This window comes from Gemmobacter fulvus, from assembly GCF_018798885.1.
GTDB lineage: Bacteria > Pseudomonadota > Alphaproteobacteria > Rhodobacterales > Rhodobacteraceae > Gemmobacter > Gemmobacter fulvus.
This window is the reverse complement of sequence record NZ_CP076361.1, coordinates 1738231-1754334: the sequence shown is the minus strand read 5'-3', so window position 1 is coordinate 1754334 and position 16104 is coordinate 1738231. Positions and strand designations below refer to the sequence as shown.

The 16104-nt window shown below is 64.6% G+C and carries 18 protein-coding genes; 12 read left to right on the top strand and 6 right to left on the bottom strand.

Annotated features, from left to right (window positions below; genetic code table 11):
• Window positions 1-29: 29 nt before the first annotated feature.
• Window positions 30-575 carry a DUF3576 domain-containing protein gene (locus KM031_RS08615; RefSeq protein ID WP_215506267.1) on the bottom strand — a complete coding sequence of 182 codons (546 nt, stop codon included), beginning with the start codon at window positions 573-575 and terminating at the stop codon, window positions 30-32.
• 285 nt (window positions 576-860) lie between these two features.
• Here KM031_RS08615 and KM031_RS08610 point away from each other — a divergent pair, with 285 nt between their 5' ends.
• A complete protein-coding gene (locus KM031_RS08610; RefSeq protein WP_215506268.1) occupies window positions 861-1814 on the top strand; it encodes a porin in 954 nt (317 codons plus the stop codon).
• A 154-nt stretch (window positions 1815-1968) separates the two neighbouring features.
• Complete coding sequence (locus KM031_RS08605; RefSeq protein WP_215506269.1) at window positions 1969-2622, top strand: YggS family pyridoxal phosphate-dependent enzyme; 654 nt, start codon at window positions 1969-1971, stop codon at window positions 2620-2622.
• On the opposite strand, the gene KM031_RS08600 is transcribed toward KM031_RS08605, so the two are convergent.
• The 3 genes from KM031_RS08600 to ribA all read right to left on the bottom strand — a co-directional run bounded on the left by KM031_RS08600 (window position 2619) and on the right by ribA (window position 6167).
• Window positions 2619-4505, bottom strand: coding sequence for an amylosucrase (locus tag KM031_RS08600; RefSeq protein WP_215506270.1), 1887 nt, complete (start codon window positions 4503-4505; stop codon window positions 2619-2621). The genes KM031_RS08605 and KM031_RS08600 overlap by 4 nt on opposite strands.
• A gap of 73 nt (window positions 4506-4578) precedes the next feature.
• Window positions 4579-5082 (bottom strand): L,D-transpeptidase family protein, encoded by a 504-nt coding sequence (locus KM031_RS08595; RefSeq protein ID WP_215506271.1) that lies wholly within the window; start codon window positions 5080-5082, stop codon window positions 4579-4581.
• Complete coding sequence (gene ribA, locus KM031_RS08590) at window positions 5079-6167, bottom strand: GTP cyclohydrolase II (protein ID WP_215506272.1); 1089 nt, start codon at window positions 6165-6167, stop codon at window positions 5079-5081. The genes KM031_RS08595 and ribA overlap by 4 nt, the downstream gene beginning before the upstream one ends.
• A gap of 153 nt (window positions 6168-6320) precedes the next feature.
• Between ribA and KM031_RS08585 the strand changes: the two genes are divergently transcribed.
• The 5 genes from KM031_RS08585 (at window position 6321) to KM031_RS08565 (ending at window position 9543) form a co-directional block, all read left to right on the top strand.
• A complete protein-coding gene (locus KM031_RS08585) occupies window positions 6321-7007 on the top strand; it encodes a response regulator transcription factor (RefSeq protein WP_215506273.1) in 687 nt (228 codons plus the stop codon).
• A gap of 420 nt (window positions 7008-7427) precedes the next feature.
• Window positions 7428-7742, top strand: coding sequence for a hypothetical protein (locus KM031_RS08580; protein WP_215506274.1), 315 nt, complete (start codon window positions 7428-7430; stop codon window positions 7740-7742).
• Window positions 7743-7849: 107 nt separating this feature from the next.
• Window positions 7850-8638, top strand: a complete 789-nt coding sequence (locus KM031_RS08575; protein WP_215506275.1) for an exodeoxyribonuclease III — start codon at window positions 7850-7852, stop codon at window positions 8636-8638.
• An 81-nt stretch (window positions 8639-8719) separates the two neighbouring features.
• On the top strand, window positions 8720-9109 hold the full coding sequence (locus tag KM031_RS08570) for an antitoxin Xre/MbcA/ParS toxin-binding domain-containing protein (protein ID WP_215506276.1): 390 nt from the start codon (window positions 8720-8722) through the stop codon (window positions 9107-9109).
• Window positions 9106-9543 (top strand): RES family NAD+ phosphorylase, encoded by a 438-nt coding sequence (locus KM031_RS08565; protein ID WP_215506277.1) that lies wholly within the window; start codon window positions 9106-9108, stop codon window positions 9541-9543. Before KM031_RS08570 ends, KM031_RS08565 begins: the two co-directional genes overlap by 4 nt.
• Window positions 9544-9556: 13 nt before the next feature.
• Here the strand turns inward: KM031_RS08565 and KM031_RS08560 are convergent, their stop codons facing one another.
• Entirely contained in the window at window positions 9557-10192 is a 636-nt protein-coding gene (locus tag KM031_RS08560; protein WP_215506278.1) for an SGNH/GDSL hydrolase family protein, read from the bottom strand.
• A gap of 137 nt (window positions 10193-10329) precedes the next feature.
• Between KM031_RS08560 and trxA the strand changes: the two genes are divergently transcribed.
• Genes trxA through KM031_RS08545 form a run of 3 tightly spaced genes read left to right on the top strand, consistent with a single transcriptional unit; the run spans window position 10330 to window position 12089 of the window.
• Window positions 10330-11238, top strand: coding sequence for a thioredoxin (gene trxA / locus KM031_RS08555; protein ID WP_215506279.1), 909 nt, complete (start codon window positions 10330-10332; stop codon window positions 11236-11238).
• A 27-nt stretch (window positions 11239-11265) separates the two neighbouring features.
• Complete coding sequence (locus KM031_RS08550) at window positions 11266-11910, top strand: LON peptidase substrate-binding domain-containing protein (RefSeq protein ID WP_215506280.1); 645 nt, start codon at window positions 11266-11268, stop codon at window positions 11908-11910.
• A complete protein-coding gene (locus KM031_RS08545; protein WP_215506281.1) occupies window positions 11907-12089 on the top strand; it encodes a Trm112 family protein in 183 nt (60 codons plus the stop codon). The genes KM031_RS08550 and KM031_RS08545 overlap by 4 nt, the downstream gene beginning before the upstream one ends.
• Window positions 12090-12149: 60 nt before the next feature.
• Here KM031_RS08545 and KM031_RS08540 read toward each other — a convergent pair whose 3' ends face one another.
• Window positions 12150-13376 (bottom strand): UbiH/UbiF/VisC/COQ6 family ubiquinone biosynthesis hydroxylase, encoded by a 1227-nt coding sequence (locus KM031_RS08540; RefSeq protein ID WP_215506282.1) that lies wholly within the window; start codon window positions 13374-13376, stop codon window positions 12150-12152.
• Between the two features lie 78 nt (window positions 13377-13454).
• On the opposite strand from KM031_RS08540, the gene KM031_RS08535 reads away from it, so the two are divergent.
• A complete protein-coding gene (locus KM031_RS08535; RefSeq protein WP_215506283.1) occupies window positions 13455-14783 on the top strand; it encodes an amidase in 1329 nt (442 codons plus the stop codon).
• A gap of 137 nt (window positions 14784-14920) precedes the next feature.
• Window positions 14921-16099: an aminotransferase class I/II-fold pyridoxal phosphate-dependent enzyme gene (locus tag KM031_RS08530; protein ID WP_215506284.1), complete on the top strand. Its 1179-nt coding sequence runs from the start codon at window positions 14921-14923 to the stop codon at window positions 16097-16099.
• Window positions 16100-16104: the final 5 nt, after the last annotated feature.

Below are 16104 nucleotides of genomic sequence, written 5' to 3'. Positions count from 1 at the left end.
CGGGGCAGGCGGGTGGGGCGCGGCCCCGGTCAGAGCCGCGAATCGCGGACGCGGATCGCGCGGGCGCGGGTCAGGATCGCATCTTCCACGGCGCGCTGCGTTTCGGCCGAAACCGAGCCGCCGCCGCGCCCTTGCAGCGACACTTTCAACGACCGCGCATCCAGTGCCGGGTCGCTGACATAGATCGTCGCACGATACGAGCTGCCGCCGCCCGGGGGCGTGCCATAGCCGGTGACGATCACGCCGGTGAACGGATCGACCGATTCGATGGGCAGGAAGTTCAGCACTTCAAGCGAGGCCTGCCAAAGATACTTGTTCACCTCGACCGTGGTGTTCGGGTCGCTGCTGTTGTTGAACAGATCCCAGATGGTCGACTTGCGTTCGGCCTGTTCGCGCGTGGCGGCGCTGTGCGCTGCGGTGCGGGCCTCGGCCACTTCATATCCGGGTTGGGCGGGGGCAGCGGCGCGGCCCCGCCCGAACAGACCGGAGTCACCGCTGCCAATGCCACCGCAGGCTGCGAGAGCAAGACACAGGCTGCCAGTCAGCGTGATACGCGCAAGGCTCGGCAAGAACATACAGGACTCCCGGTAGATATAAGGGCTGTCTAGCCGAGCGTCCGGGGTGGAACAAGGCTTTTCCGGTGATCCGCCGCCCGGCACGGGCCATGACGCCCCTTGTGCTGCGGCGTGAATATGAAGGGGGTGCGGCAGGACTGTGACTTTGCTGCACCATCATCGGCGTGAATGGCCGGGGCAGGCCGGTCCTGATTGCAATTCGCCGCCCTTCGACCGAAATAGACTGCATACCCAATTCGGATTCCCCTGAGTTGGGCCGCACCTTTGAGTCAACGAGGGAAAACGATGAAAAATATTCTTCTTGCCACCACCATCCTGGCTTCCGTGGCAACCGTCGCTTCGGCAGAAACCGGCGTTTCGATCTCCGGCTACGGCCGCTTCGGTCTGGTCTATGATGGGTCGGCTGACGACGTGGTTACGACCAACTCGACCACCACGATCCACACCCGTCTGCGTTTCAACATCGACGCCACCACCGAAACCGATTCGGGCGTGACCTTCGGTGGTCGCATCCGGATGCAGCACTCCTCGGGTTCGGATGGCGCTGACCTGTCGGCAGCAATGCTGTTCGCCACCTACGAAGGTCTGCGTGTTGAAGTCGGCAACGCAAACACCGCTTATGACTCGGTCGCACTGATGTACGATCCGGAAATGGGCTTCGTCGACTCGTCGTTCGGTGATCCGCAGGGCAACTTCTTCGCCTTCAACTCGGGCCCGAATCCGACCGCCGACTACATGGGCGTGTTCGCTTCCTACTCGATGGGTGGCTTCACGGGCCGCATCTCGGCAATCGACCCGGACCAGACGACCTCGGTTGGCGCTGAAACCGAAGTTTCGGTCTCGTTCGACTACACCTCGGGCCCGTTCACCGTGGCTCTGGCTGCTGTTCAGGACGGCGAAGGCATTGCCGACAACGACCAGTTCTTCGTTGGCGCTGCTTACGCGATCAATGACGCTGCAACTGTTGGCCTGAACTACGTTGACGAAGGCGAAGTGCCGGTTGTTATGGCCCATGGCGGCGACCAAGGCCGCACCATCACCCTGTACGGCAACTACACCATGGGCGCCACCACCCTGCGCGCCTATGTTGCTGACAATGACTACGCTGGCAACGTGGAAGACACCTCGTTCGGCATCGGCGCTGACTACGATCTGGGCGGCGCTCGTCTGTCCGGCTCGATCCAGCGCGGCTATGAAGATGAGACCGTGGCCGACCTCGGCGTGCGTTTCGACTTCTGATCTCAGGATCAAAAGTCTGGGAAAGAGCGGGCATTTGCCCGCTCTTTTCTTTTGTGCCGCCGGGTTCCGCGCGGTCTGCAAGGCCCCGCCATCTGCCGGGGCCTTTTCTTTTTACGCCCGCTATGGGCATCTTGCTGCAAAACGGAGGCGGATGATGGGGCTGGCAGAAATCAAGGCGCGGGTGGCGGCAGCGGAACAGGCCGCAGGGCGTGCGGCAGGCGCGGTGACGCTGATCGCGGTGTCAAAGGTGCAGCCGCTGGCGCGGGTTGAAGCCGCGCTGGAGGCCGGGCAGCGGGTGTTCGGTGAAAACTACGTGCAAGAGGCGGCGGGCAAATGGCCGGATCTGCGCGCCCGGTTTTCGGGCGTGTCGGTGCATATGATCGGGCCGTTGCAGACCAACAAGGCCAAGCTGGCGCTGGATCTGTTCGATGCGATTCACACGCTGGATCGCCCCTCGCTGGCTGAACGACTGGCGCGGTTGGTGCAGGCGCGCGGCGCCTGCCCGGAGCTGTTCGTGCAGGTGAATACCGGGGCCGAGCCGCAAAAGGCCGGTGTCCTGCCGGGCGAGACGGATGAGTTCATTGCCGCCTGCCGCGCGATGGATCTGCCGCTGTCGGGCCTGATGTGCATCCCGCCAGAGGGCGCAGACAGTGGTCCGCACTTCCTGAAACTGGCCACGATTGCGGCGCAGAACGGGCTGACCGGCCTGTCGATGGGTATGAGCGGCGATTTCGAGGCGGCGATTGCCGCCGGGGCCACCCATGTGCGGGTGGGCAGCGCCATTTTCGGAACGCGTGATTACGGCTAAAGCAACCAGACGCGGGCATGGGGCGGCAGCACGATCTGCCCGTCATGGTCGGTGACCGGCGCATCCGACAGCGCGTCATGGAACCGCGTCACCCCCTGATCCCGCAGCCAGGCGACCGGCAGGTTCTGCCAGCGTTCGGTGACGTTGAACAGGCACAGCACCACACCCGTCGGCGCGCGGCGGGCCACGGCCAAGATGCCGGGCAAGGGGGCCTCCAGAACCTCGGTCGGGGTTGCGCCATGCAGGGCCGGAGTCGCGGCGCGGCGCCGGAGGATATGCTGCACCCCCCGGAAGCAGCGCGCGGCATGGGTATCGGCGCTGTGCCGTGTGGCGGCGGCGGCCCAATCCATGCGCGGACGGTGCAGCCAGCGGGAATCATGGGCATGGTCGGGCAGGTCAAGATAGCTGTGGTCATTCAGCATCGCCAATTCGTCGCCCATGTAGATCAGGGGGATGCCGCCAAAGCTCGCGATCAGGGCGTGGCCCAGCAGGATGCGTTGCAGCGCATATTCCGCCGCCAGCATGTCGCCCGTCGCCAACGCCCGCTCCAGCCCCGCAAGCGCGGCGAGGCTGCCGGAAATGCGTTTGTCGCCCGTCGCTTCATTGACCTGAAACGGTGCGCCCTGCGCGAAAGAGCCGGGAAAGTCGCCTTCATAAAATGCCGAGAGATAGGCTCGGTGGGCCGGGCCAGACAGGTCAAGCGCCGCGGCATCCTCATCAGTGATCGCCCAGCCGATATCGTCATGGCACCGCAGATAGGTGGCATAGGTGGCATTGGTCAGCGTGGCCGGGAAATGGCTGCGCAGCACATGGGTCATCAGCCGGGTGTCGCGCGTGGCCAGCGCCCCCCAGAACTGCACCATCAGGCTGTTGTGATAGGCCAGATTGCCTTCGCGCCCGTCATGCTGCCCGCGCCCCAGATAGGGCAGCATTTCGGCGGGGGCGACGATGGCCTCTTCCAGATGGATCACGGCAGGGGCGGCGATGCGGCTACAGGCGCGCAGGGCTTGCAGCAGCATATGCACTTCGGGTTCCGACTGGCAGCGCGTGCCCATGCGTTTCCACATGAAGGCCACCGCATCCAGCCGCAGCACATCCACCCCCTGATTGGCGAGGAACAGCATGATGTCGGTGATTTCCAGGAACACCGCCGGATTGGCCCAGTTCAGATCCCATTGGTGTTCGTTGAAGGTGGTCCAGACCCATTTGCCGATGTCGGGGTAATGGGTAAAGCTGCCGGGCGCATTGTCGGGGAACACTTCGACCAGCGTTTCTTCAAATCGCTTTGGCTGATCAGGGCTGTCATACATCAGGTAATAGTCCTGATACTGCGGATCCCCGGCGCGGGCGGCTTCGGCCCAGGCGTGTTCTTTGGCGGTGTGGTTCAGCACCAGATCGACACAGAGGTTCATTCCGCGCGCACGCAGTTTGCCGGCCACGGTTTTCAGATCGCGCATCGTGCCATAGGCCGGGTTGATGGCACGGTAATCCATCACCGAATAACCGCCGTCGCTGTCACCGGGCCGGGGTTTCAGACAGGGCATCAGATGCACATAGCTGATGCCGAGATCCGCCAGATAATCGAGCTTTTTCGGCAGATCGCGCAGGGTTCCGGCAAAGCGGTCGATGTAGAAGACGTATCCGGCGCGGTCGGCGCACTGAAACCAGTCCGGCTCCAGATCGCGCTGAAGGTCCAGCCGTTTCAGATCGGCGGGGCGGGCGGCCCAGGCGGCGCGCAATACCTCCAGCAGACGGTCACGGAAACTGGCGTAATCGGTCCGGTGGCCATAAAGCGCCTCCAGCATCGGCCAAAGATCGGGCGCACTGCGCGCGAGGCGCAGATCAAAGATTTCGTCATCCTGCGATGATGCCTTGCGTGCCATGATGCCCCCTCCGCTGATGCAGTGCAGAATAGGGAATTGAAAGCGCTTTGGGAAGCCAGGGCCGTGAAAATCGTCAGGCCTTGACGATGAGCCGGGTCTGGGGCCGGATGCGTTGCGCGATCCAGCGCAGGTTCTGCGGCGCAAAGGCCACGCAGCCTGCCGTTGGATACCCGGGCCTGCGCCAGGCGTGCAGGAAAATCGCCGACCCCCGGCCCGGTTCGGCATGGGGCCAGTTCCAGTCGGTGATCAGCACCAGATCATAGAGCGGGTCGGCGCGGCGCAGCTTTTCGTGGGAAAAGCGATGCGGCGCGCGCGCCATCAGATTGTAGTCGGGATCGGCGCTGTCATCCGACCACAGATCCGAGGGGCCGATCGGCAGCGCCCAATCGGGCAGATGGGCCAGACGGTCGGGCCGATACAGCATCCCCACGATGCGATGCACGCCCGCAGGCGTGGCGCCATCGCCTTCGCGTTTTGCGGCTGCGGGAACAATGCCGCCCCGCCCGATGGTGCAGGGGAAATAGCGCCCCAGAAAGCGTGTGCCGCGCGGCGTCACTACAAGATCAAGCGGCGTCACAGCAGATGCCCCGATTTTGCGGCCTTGGTGGCAAGATAGGCGGCATTCTGATCGGTCTGGCCCACGCGCAACGGCACCCGTTCGGTCACGTTGATGCCATGCCCCTGCATCATCGCAATCTTGCGCGGGTTGTTGGTCAGCAGGCGCACCGCGCCAAAGCCCATGGTGCGCAGGATGCCTGCGCCGATGCGGAAATCGCGTTCGTCATCCTCGAATCCCAGCCGGTGATTGGCCTCGACCGTATCAAAACCCTGATCCTGAAGCGAATAGGCGCGCATCTTGTTGGCTAGGCCGATGCCGCGGCCTTCCTGATTGAGATAGAGCAGAACGCCCGCCCCCTCTGCCCCCATCTGGGCCAGGGCAGCGCGCAGTTGCGGGCCGCAGTCGCATTTGAGGCTGCCCAGCACATCGCCGGTGAAACAGGCCGAATGCAGCCGGGCCAGAACCGGGGCCTTGCGGTCGGGCTGGCCGATTTCGATGGCGTAATGCTCTTCGCCGCCATCTTCGGGGCGGAAGATATGCACCCGGCCCGCCGTGCTGGCCACCATCGGCAACCGGGCCGAGACGACTTCGGAGAGCGGCGAGGCGCGTTCCAGCTCGGGTGCCGCTTCGGTCAGATCAATCAGCGTCAGGTTCATTAGGGCCGCCGTTTCCGCGCCGTCGGGCACGGCCACCAGCAGGGCGGCAGGCAGCAGATGCGCGGCTTTCGCCAGATGGATCGCGGCGCGGTGCAGCGCCGGATTGCCGCCGCGCAGGCACAGAAACGGCCCCTTCATCGGCACCCGCAGATCATCCGCCGGATCGGCCATGGCGCATAACCACTCCAGCCCCGCTTCTTCGGGCAGGGCAAGCCGGGCCAGATCGCCGTCATAGGGCCGCGCTTTTAGCGTTTCCGCCCGCCGTGCCGTCAGCGCCAGTTCGGGCGTGCCCAGCCGCCGCAGATCAGCCAGCCGGACGGGGGTCAGCGCCTCGACCGCGACGGCAAGGGCGGCGGCGCTGCCGGATGTCAGCACAACCGGCACCCCCATGCGCAGATCGCCACGGGCGCGGGCAAGGCGTTCGATGATGCTGGGGCTGAGCGGCATGGGGCATCCTTTCGCGCCCTTGTGTAACGAAGCAGCGGGGAAAGTGAAACATTTGCCGTGCTGTCGACACGAGCGCGTGAGAGTTTCGTTGCAAATCTTGCCGAAACAGTGAGCCGGGCGCATCTGTCTGTGAAGAAAGCAAGGAGCTACCCCATGGCAACGCTGCGGAAAATCCTGCTCGTCGACGATGACGACGACCTGCGCGAAGCGCTGAGTGAGCAGTTGGTGATGACGGAAGACTTCGATGTGTTCGAAGCCTCGACCGGGCTGGAAGGCATGGAGAAGGCCAAGGCTTCGGCCTATGATCTGGTCATCCTCGATGTCGGCCTGCCGGATACTGATGGCCGCGAACTGTGCCGCCGGATGCGCAAGGCCGGGGTGAAATGCCCGGTGCTGATGCTGACCGGGCATGATTCGGATGCGGACACCATTCTTGGGCTGGATGCAGGTGCGAATGACTATGTGACCAAGCCGTTCAAGTTCCCGGTGCTGTTGGCGCGGATCCGCGCGCAGCTGCGCCAGCACGAACAATCGGAAGACGCGATCTTCCAGCTTGGCCCCTATACCTTCAAACCGGCGCAGAAAATGTTGCTGGACGAAAAGGAAAAGAAGATCCGGCTGACGGAAAAAGAGACCAACATCCTGAAGTATCTTTATCGGGCACAACAAGGGGTTGTGGCGCGGGATGTGCTTTTGCATGAGGTCTGGGGCTATAATGCCGGTGTCACCACCCATACGCTGGAGACGCATATCTACCGCTTGCGCCAGAAGATCGAGCCCGATCCCTCCAATGCGCGGCTGTTGGTGACGGAAAGCGGCGGGTATCGGCTGGTTGCGTAAATGCGCATAAATATGTCGCATGGGGCCTTATTGCGGCCTGTTTCGTAACCTATATCTGATCTCAGCGGGTTCGACCGCACAGGTTCCCCTCGCCGCGCCGGGGTTATGACGCGGCATCCTCCCTGTTGGACTTGGCCGGGCTTCGTGCCCGGCCTTTTTTTATTGTATGGTTTTTGTCGCATTTCCGTGATACAACCAAAGGGTGAGCTTTGCGGTGCAAGGCTCCATCTCCCTGTTGGACCTGAGCCGGGCGATTGCCCGGCTTTTCTTTGCGCCCTGCCGTGGTTTTGCCGTCTCCAGTCGGCGCATTGCATAAAATGATGCGATTGCCTGCGTTCTCCCCGTTGGAATCGTGAAAACCTGTGCCTACATTCGGATAAGGCGCAAAGGGTGCCGGGTTTGAAGACGCGAGGACTGGCTATGGGTTTCCAAAAGGTTCTGACGGCTGTGGCGCTGGTGGGGTTTGCTGGTCCGGCCTTGGCGGCTGATCTGTCTTTCACGCTGTCGAATATGTCCGGCGCGGAATTGACCGAGTTTTACGCCTCGCCCGTGGGCGTGGACAGCTGGGAAGAGAATATCCTTGGTGGCGGCGCCTTGGCGGGCGGCACCAGTGGTCAGGTGACGATTGCCGGATCGGAAAGCTGCGACTACGATCTGCGCATGGTGTTTTCGGATGGCGATACGCTGGAAGACAGCGCCAATCTTTGCGACACCGGATCCTACACCATCCAGTGACACCCGTTTCTTGCCGGATCGCCGCGCCGCACCGATGTGCGGCGCGTTTTGCTTTACGGGGCGTGCTGTGCCCCCTAGACATGGGGCGATCAGAGGAGCCAGCACCCATGTCATTCACCCTTGCCACCTGGAATATCAACTCTGTCCGTCTGCGCGAGGCCTTGGTGGCGCGGTTGTTGACGGAAGAAGCGCCGGACATCCTGTGCCTGCAAGAGATCAAGACCCCGGTCGACAAGTTCCCGCTCGATCTGTTCCACAGCCTTGGCTACCGCTATATCGTGGCGCGTGGCCAGAAGGGCTATAATGGCGTGGCCATCCTGTCGAAACTGCCGGTCATGGATGTGGGCGACAAAGATTTTGCCAATCTGGGCCATGCGCGCCATGTGGCGGCGCGGCTGGAAAACGGCGTGACCATCCACAATTTCTATGTGCCCGCAGGCGGCGATATTCCCGACCGCGAACAGAATGTGAAATTCGGCCAGAAGCTCGATTTCCTGACCGAGATGCGCGACTGGTTCCGGTGGGAACGGCCAGACCGCGCGATCCTTGTCGGCGATCTGAACATCGCGCCGCGCGAGGATGATGTCTGGAACCACAAGCAACTGTTGAAGATCGTCAGCCACACCCCGATCGAGGTGGACCATCTGCATGCGGCGATGGAGGCCGGATCCTGGGTGGATGTGACCCGGCAGGATATCCCGAGCGGTTTGTTGTATAGCTGGTGGTCCTACCGCGCGGCGGACTGGGATGCGGCTGACAAGGGCCGCCGTCTGGATCACATCTGGGCCACGCCGGATATTGCCGGGGCGGCGCATGGCTCGCGTATTCTTCGGCCGTGCCGGGGGTGGGAACAGCCCTCGGACCACGTGCCGGTCTTCGCCAGCTTCGATCTGTGAGTTTCGGGCGCAACGCCCCTTGAAAGCCGCGTGATTTTCGCCAGATGCCGTGCTATGATACGGCAAATGGCGGAGGTTCCCATGGCCCGGTCTGCACAGCGCAAAGTCAATCGTCTCGCTCTCAGCTATGCCGATGTGGCTCGGGGGGTGCCGTCCAGCCTTGTGCGCGAGGTGGAGGGGCGCGGGCTGCGGCGCGAAGACATCCGCATGATCATTGCCGACCGCACGCTTGACCGCCGAATTGCCGCAGGCGAAATGCTGCGCGAGGACGAGGCAGACGGGCTGGCGCGGCTGCTGCGTGTGCTGGCGATGGCGCAGCGGGTCTTCGCGGATGAGGCACTGGCCGATGAATGGCTGCGCAGCGCCAATCCCGCCCTTGGCGATGTGCCGATCCGCATGGCCCGCACCGATCTGGGCGGGCGCGAGGTCGAGGCGGCATTGGGCCGTCTGGAACATGGCGTCTTCGGGTGAGCGATGCGGCGCAGGTCTGGCGGCTGACCAGCCCGGCCCATGCGCCGGGTCTGGATGGCGAAGGCGCGCGGCTTTGGGGCGGGCGCTGGAACAGCCCCGGACAGCCGATGGTCTATTGCGCCTCGTCGCTGGCTTTGGCGGTGCTGGAGGTGTTCGTGCATCTGCCGCCCGCCATGCGCCGACCCGATGCGCTGCCGCCGCTTGTTGCGGTGGCGCTGGAGGTGCCGGGCCAGTTTGACACGGTGGCAAAAGGCGATCCGCGCAGCCTTGGCGATGCCTTTCTGGCGGCGCGGGCGCAGCTTGCCCTCTGGGTGCCCAGTGCGGTGGTGTCGTTGGAGCGGAATCTGCTGCTCAATCCACTGCACCCGGCGATGTCTCACGTGCGTGTGATCACGCAGACGCCCTTTGTGCTGGATCCGCGCATGGCAAGCTGACGCGGGCAGGTTGTTATAGTGCGGCGATGGCCCCGGCCACGGCGCGGCCCAACTTGCCATGTGCCCCGGCGTCGAAATGCACGCCATCCAGCGTGCTGGTCTCAATCACCGTGCCCGCATCCAGAAACCCGACCCCGCGCGAGGCGGCAAGGGCGGCATAGAGCGGCGGCAGTGCGCGGGATTTGGCGGCAGCGCCCCAGAAATCCACCGCCAGAACCCCGACCTCCTGAACCGGCGGCGGGCAGATCAGCAGCACCTTGAAACCGCCATGCCGGGTCTGCAATTCGATCCCAGTGGCCAGATCCAGCAGCGCTGCCATGCCGGCCATCACCACCTCGGGTCCAGCACCGAAGCGGGTCTTGACGTCATTGGTGCCCAGCATGAGGGTCAGCACATCAATCGGCCCATGGCTTTGCAGCGCCTGCCGCAGCGCCGGGTGGCCGTTCATCATGCCATCCATCACCGGGTCATCAAACTGCGCGGTGCGGCCCGGCAGGCCCTCTTCCACCAGCTCCCACTCCGGGCCAAGTGCGGCCTGTGCCACACGCGGCCAGCGGGTCGCCGTGTCAAAGCGCGCATAGGTCAGCCGGTCTGCCATCGGCGGGGTTCCGTGGGTGTTGCTATCACCGAATGTCAGCAGGACGGGCATGTCAATCTCTGGGGTTCAGGATCCGGGTTTCGGGCAGGCTATGCCGCCTCTGGCGCAATGCAAAGCCCTCTTGGCCTTTTGCGCCGATGCGACCATATAAGGGCAAAGATGACCTGTCATTGACCAAGGATAAAGCGATGTTCGGAACGGATGGAACCCTTGCCGCCCCCCCGCAGGCCGCGCTGATCAAGGACACGACCGAAGCCACATTCATGGCCGACGTGATCGAGGCGAGCCGCGAGGTGCCGGTGATCGTCGATTTCTGGGCGCCGTGGTGCGGCCCCTGCAAGACGCTTGGCCCCGCGCTGGAGGCGGCTGTAACGGCGGCCAAGGGCCGGGTGCGCATGGTCAAGATCAATGTCGATGAAAACCAGATGATCGCAGGCCAGTTGCGCGTGCAATCCATTCCCACCGTCTATGCCTTCTGGCAGGGCCAGCCGGTCGACGGGTTTCAGGGCGCGCAACCGGCCTCGGAACTGACCAAATTCATCGACCGGATCGCGGCGCTGGCCGGGGATGGCGGGCTGGCCGAAGCCATCGAGGCCGCCGAGGCCATGCTGGCCGAAGGGGCCGCCGCCGATGCCGCCGAAACCTTTGCCGCCATTCTGGGCGAAGAGCCGGAAAATGCCATCGCCTATGGCGGTCTGGCCCGCGCCCATCTGGCGCTGGGCGAGCTGGATCAGGCCGAGGCCCTGCTAGCCGCGGCCCCGGCCAAGATCACCGGCGCGAAAGAGCTGGAGGCCGCGCGGGCGCAGCTTGAGCTGATCCGGCAGGCGGCCAATGCCGGGCCGGAGGCGGATCTGCGCGCGGCGGTCGAGGCGGATCCCGGCAACCATCAGGCGCGCTTTGATCTGGCGGTGGCGCTGAATGCGGCGGGCAAGGTGGACGAGGCGATGGATCAATTGCTGGATCTGTTCCGCCGGGACCGCGAATGGAACGACGGCGCGGCGCGCGCACAGCTGTTCACCATTTTCGACGCGCTGAAACCGCAGGACCCCATCGTGCTGCGCGGACGGCGCAAACTGTCGTCGATGATATTTGCCTGAACGCCCCCGCGGCCTAGGTATCCCAAGATGATCAAAGCTGCTGACCTGCCCGATGTCATCGCGGTGTTTCCGCTTCCCGGCGCGTTGCTGTTGCCGCGCGCCAAATTGCCGTTGCATATTTTCGAGCCGCGCTATCTGGCGATGCTGACGGATTGCATGAAAACCGACGGGCGGCTGATCGGCATGATCCAGCCGCGCGATGTGCCCGGCAGCGCCGAGCGGCGCTTGCAGGCGATTGGCTGCGCCGGGCGGCTGACCGGATTTTCCGAAACCGAGGATGGTCGCTACATGATCACCCTGTCGGGCATCTCGCGCTTCCGGGTCAGGGAAGAGGTGCAGGGGTTCCAGCCCTATCGCCGCTGTGCGGTGGAATGGGCGCCCTTCACGCGGGATCTGGGCCATGCCGAACAGGATGCGGCGTTTGACCGCGACGGGTTCCTGCTGCTGCTCGGGCGTTATTTTCAGGCAATGAACCTGTCGACCGACTGGGGCAATCTGAAGGATGCCGAGGCGGAACTGCTGATCAATTCGCTGTCCATGCTCTGCCCGTTCGAGCCGGAAGACAAACAGGCGCTGCTGGAGGCCCCGTCGCTGGCGACGCGGCGCGAGACGCTGGTGGCGCTGATGGAAATCGCCCTGCGCGGCGGCACGGAAGGAGAGCGGTTGCAATGACTGATCAGGTCGTGGTGGAGCGGCGGATGCTGGAGGCGCTGGTCTGCCCGGTGACGCAGGCGGTGCTGAGCTATGATGCGGAGCGGCAGGAGCTGGTATCCAAGGCGGCCAATCTGGCCTTTCCGGTGCGGGATGGCATCCCGATCATGCTGGTGTCCGAGGCGCGGGCCTTGAGCTGAGGCCAAGGCCGGGGGCTTTGCCCCCGGAGCCCCAGGATATTTGCGCCAAGATGAATGGGGTCAGATCGGTTTTCCGGCCAGAAGTCTGGGAAGATCGCCGCTGAGGCCTGCGGCCTGCCGCATGAAGCCACGGCGCAGGCCGGGCAGGGCGTTCACGAGGCCAAGGCCAAGGTCACGCCCGAGGCGCAACAGCGGATTGTCATTGGAAAACAGTCGGTTCACGCCATCCATGCCCAGGGCCAAGGTGGTGGCATCGAACCGCCGCCACCGTTGATAACCTTCCAGCGTCACGCTGCTGCCGATGTCATCGCCGCGCCGCTGTGCCTCGATCAGCACCTGGGCGAGGGCGGCGACATCGCGCAGGCCGAGGTTGAGGCCCTGCCCGGCAATCGGATGCACGCCATGTGCGGCATCGCCGACCAGCGCCAGACGCGGGGCCACGAAGCTGTTGGCCAACGTGAGCGTCAGCGGATAGGTGAACCGCGCACCGGCGAGGTCGATTGCGCCCAGAAAATCACCGAAGCGCGGGCGCAGGGCGGCGAGGTAGTCGGCATCCGGCAGGGCCTGGATGGCAGCGGCGGTGGCGGTTGTCTCGCTCCAGACGATGCTGGAATGGTGGCCGCCGTGCAGCGGCAGGATCGCCAGCGGGCCCGAGGGCATGAAGAACTGATGCGCGGTGCCCGCGTGATCCTTTTCGTGGTGGATGGCGGTGACAAGCGCGGTTTGTCCATAGTTCCAGCCGCTGCGGCGGATGCCCGCACGGCTGGCGGTGCCGGAGCTGCGGCCATCGCAGCCGACCAGCAGCCGTGCCGAGAGCTGGGTGCCGGAGGCGAGGGTGGCGCAGATGCCGTTGGGCGTGGCGGCCTGTTCGACCACCGTTTCGCCGGACAGCAGCCGGATCTGCGGCTGATCCTGCATTGCGGCCAGGAAGGCGGCATAGAGGTGGCGATCCTCGACCATATAGCCCATCGGGCCTTCTTCCAGTTCGGCGGAATCGAAGCCGAGAAACAGCGGCGAGGGGCCTTGACCCGCCACCCCGTCGCTGGCTTTGATTTTCAGCATCGGCTGAAACGCGGCAATGCGCGGCCAGACGCCGATCATGCCGAGCAGCCGTTTGGAAGCCTGCGCCAGCGCATAGGCGCGGCCATCAAACCCGGCTTCGGCGCGCGCCGGGGCGGGGCGGCTGTCGACCACGGTGACCGACAGCCCGTTCTGGGCCAGCGCAAGGGCGAGGGCAGGGCCATTCAGCCCGCCGCCCACGACAAGAATATCTGTATCTGCCATCATGCCGCAAATATGGCGCAAGCTGTGGGATTGTCCATGCGCCCGAGTGCCGCTAGCGTTCGGGAAAATGGAGGGCAGGCGATGGACAAGTGGCTGGGGCGCACGGCGGCGGATCTGGGGCGGGCAATTGAGGCGGGCAAGCTGCATCCGGTCTATCTGACCGAAGCCTATCTGGATGCGATTGCGCGCCACCCCGATGCCGCGCGCATCTATGCCCGGACCACGCCACGCCGGGCGCAATCCATGGCGATGTCGGCGGCGGGGCGTGCCAAGGCGGGCACGCGGATCGGGTTGCTGGACGGGGTGCCGCTGAGCTGGAAGGACAATTTCGATGCGGCGGGGGCGCTGTGCGAGGCCGGGTCGGCGCTGCTGAAGGGCCGCGTGCCGCAGGTAGATGCCGAGGTGCTGCATACGGCGACGGCGCAGGGGCTGGTCTGTCTCGGCAAGACGCATATGACCGAGCTGGCCTTTTCGGGGCTGGGGCTGAACCCGGTGACGGCCACGCCGCCCTGCATCAACTTTCCGGGCGCGGTGCCGGGTGGCTCCAGTTCCGGTGCGGCGGCGTCGGTGGCCTTTGGCTTGGCCCCTGCGGCGATCGGATCGGATACCGGCGGGTCGGTGCGGGTGCCGGCGGCGTGGAATGATCTGGTCGGGCTGAAAACCTCGCCGGGGCGGCTGTCGCTGAAAGGGGTGGTGCCGCTGTGCGAACGCTTTGATACGGTTGGGCCTTTGGCGCATACGGTCGAGGATTGCGCCTTGTTGCTGGCGGCCTTGGAGGGTGGTCGGGCCGCCGATCTGGCCGGAGTCAGCCTGGGCAATGCCCGGATCATGGTGCTGGAGACCCTGGCGCTGGAGGCGCTGCGCGAGGCCCCGGCCAAGGGTTTTGAGGATGCGCTGATCCGTATGGGCGCGGCGGGAGCGCAGATCACCCATGCCGCCTTGCCCGCGGTGTCAGAGGCTATGGCATTGGCGGGGATCCTGTTCACCCCCGAGGCCTATGGGATCTGGGGGCCGACCATCGAGGCCGCCCCGCACAAGATGTTCGCGCCGGTACTGGAGCGGTTCCGCACCGGGGCGCAGGTTCTGGCGACCGAGTATGTTGCGGGATGGCGTCAGTTGGCGGCCTTGCGGCAGGTCTGGGCACAGGCGACCGAAGGCTTTGATGCGGTGGCGGTGCCCACCTCGGCCATTCTGCCACCCGATGCGCAGCGGCTGCTGGATGATCCGGCCTATTTCGCCAGCGAAAACCTGCTGGCGCTGCGCAATACCCGGATTGGCAACCTGTTTGGCCTCTGTGTGCTGACCTTGCCCACGGGGCAACCGTCCTGTGGCATCAGCCTGATGGCCCCGCCCGGCAAGGAGGAGCGGCTGCTGCGGCTGGGCGCTGCGGTGGAGCGGGCGCTGGGCTGAGGTGCGACAAGCGGGCGAAAAAGACACAATTTTCACCGCCCTACCATAGATAGTGTCGCGTTTTTCTGGACCGGGAAGCTGTTGCCCGTTATCCTCGGTGCAAACGGGGCGACATGACCCCGACGAGAGGCAGAATAATGGCGTTTCCTGAGCGGTTTTCGAACCTGCCGGATTATGCGTTTCCGCGCCTGCGGAAATTGCTGGATCATCTGACCCCCGGCGGGGATCCTGTCGCCATGACCATTGGCGAGCCGAAACATGCCATGCCCGATTTTGTCGGCCCGGTTCTGGCGGCCAATCTGGCGGGGTTCGGGGTCTATCCGCCGAATGACGGCACGCCAGAGCTGCTGGACAACATCGCCGCCTGGGTGCAGCGCCGCTATGGCGTGGCGCTGGGGCAAGAGCGGCTGATGGTGCTGAACGGCACGCGGGAAGGGCTGTTCAATGCGCTGATTGCGCTGTCGCCTGAAACCAAAGGCGGCAAGCCGCCTGCCGTGCTGATGCCGAACCCGTTTTATCAGGTCTATGCCGTGGCCGCGCTGACCATCGGCGCAGAGCCGGTCTATGTGCCTGCCACCGCCGCCACCGGCCATCTGCCGGATTACGCGAGCCTGCCGCCGGATCTGCTGGATCGGGTGACAGTTGCCTATATCTGTTCGCCCGCCAATCCGCAGGGCGCGGTGGCTAGCCGCGACTATTGGAAAACCCTGCTGGCCTTGGCCGAAAAGCATGATTTCCAGATCTTCGCCGATGAATGCTATTCGGAAATCTGGCGCACCGCGCCGCCGCCCGGCATTCTGGAGGTGGTGCAAGAGGTGGGCGCAGACCCGGAACGGGTGCTGGCCTTCCATTCGCTGTCGAAACGGTCGAATCTGCCAGGCCTGCGTTCGGGCTTTGTGGCGGCAGGTCCGCAAAGCATGATCCGGCTGCGCAAGCTGCGCGCCTTTGCGGGCGCCCCGTTGCCCCTGCCGCTGCAACGGGTGGCCGAGGCCGCCTGGGCGGATGAGGCGCATGTGACCGCCTCGCGCGCGCTTTATCAGGAGAAATTCGCGCTGGCGGATCAGATCTTTGCCGGGATGCAGGGCTATCAATCGCCCGAAGGCGGGTTTTTCCTGTGGCTGCCGGTCGAGGATGGCGAGGCAGCCGCGGTCAGGCTGTGGACGCAAACCGGGGTCCGGGTGTTGCCCGGTGCCTATCTGTCGCGGGAGGCCGGGGGAGAGAACCCGGGTGCCGCATATATCCGGGTCGCGCTTGTGGCCCCAAAAGACGAAACCCAGCGCGGGCTGATCAAGCTCCGCGACTGTATATACGGGTGAGGACA

Bases quoted from the DNA above. Each gene is read 5' to 3' on its own strand.
- KM031_RS08585 (WP_215506273.1), top strand. From the start codon at position 6,321: ATGGCAACGCTGCGGAAAATCCTGCTCGTCGACGATGACGACGACCTG.
- KM031_RS08550 (WP_215506280.1), top strand. From the start codon at position 11,266: ATGATCAAAGCTGCTGACCTGCCCGATGTCATCGCGGTGTTTCCGCTT.
- KM031_RS08605 (WP_215506269.1), top strand. From the start codon at position 1,969: ATGGGGCTGGCAGAAATCAAGGCGCGGGTGGCGGCAGCGGAACAGGCC.
- KM031_RS08570 (WP_215506276.1), top strand. From the start codon at position 8,720: ATGGCCCGGTCTGCACAGCGCAAAGTCAATCGTCTCGCTCTCAGCTAT.
- KM031_RS08540 (WP_215506282.1), bottom strand. From the start codon at position 13,376: ATGATGGCAGATACAGATATTCTTGTCGTGGGCGGCGGGCTGAATGGC.
- KM031_RS08530 (WP_215506284.1), top strand. From the start codon at position 14,921: ATGGCGTTTCCTGAGCGGTTTTCGAACCTGCCGGATTATGCGTTTCCG.
- KM031_RS08545 (WP_215506281.1), top strand. From the start codon at position 11,907: ATGACTGATCAGGTCGTGGTGGAGCGGCGGATGCTGGAGGCGCTGGTC.
- KM031_RS08575 (WP_215506275.1), top strand. From the start codon at position 7,850: ATGTCATTCACCCTTGCCACCTGGAATATCAACTCTGTCCGTCTGCGC.
- ribA (WP_215506272.1), bottom strand. From the start codon at position 6,167: ATGCCGCTCAGCCCCAGCATCATCGAACGCCTTGCCCGCGCCCGTGGC.
- KM031_RS08600 (WP_215506270.1), bottom strand. From the start codon at position 4,505: ATGGCACGCAAGGCATCATCGCAGGATGACGAAATCTTTGATCTGCGC.
- KM031_RS08535 (WP_215506283.1), top strand. From the start codon at position 13,455: ATGGACAAGTGGCTGGGGCGCACGGCGGCGGATCTGGGGCGGGCAATT.
- KM031_RS08580 (WP_215506274.1), top strand. From the start codon at position 7,428: ATGGGTTTCCAAAAGGTTCTGACGGCTGTGGCGCTGGTGGGGTTTGCT.
- KM031_RS08610 (WP_215506268.1), top strand. From the start codon at position 861: ATGAAAAATATTCTTCTTGCCACCACCATCCTGGCTTCCGTGGCAACC.
- KM031_RS08615 (WP_215506267.1), bottom strand. From the start codon at position 575: ATGTTCTTGCCGAGCCTTGCGCGTATCACGCTGACTGGCAGCCTGTGT.
- trxA (WP_215506279.1), top strand. From the start codon at position 10,330: ATGTTCGGAACGGATGGAACCCTTGCCGCCCCCCCGCAGGCCGCGCTG.
- KM031_RS08560 (WP_215506278.1), bottom strand. From the start codon at position 10,192: ATGCCCGTCCTGCTGACATTCGGTGATAGCAACACCCACGGAACCCCG.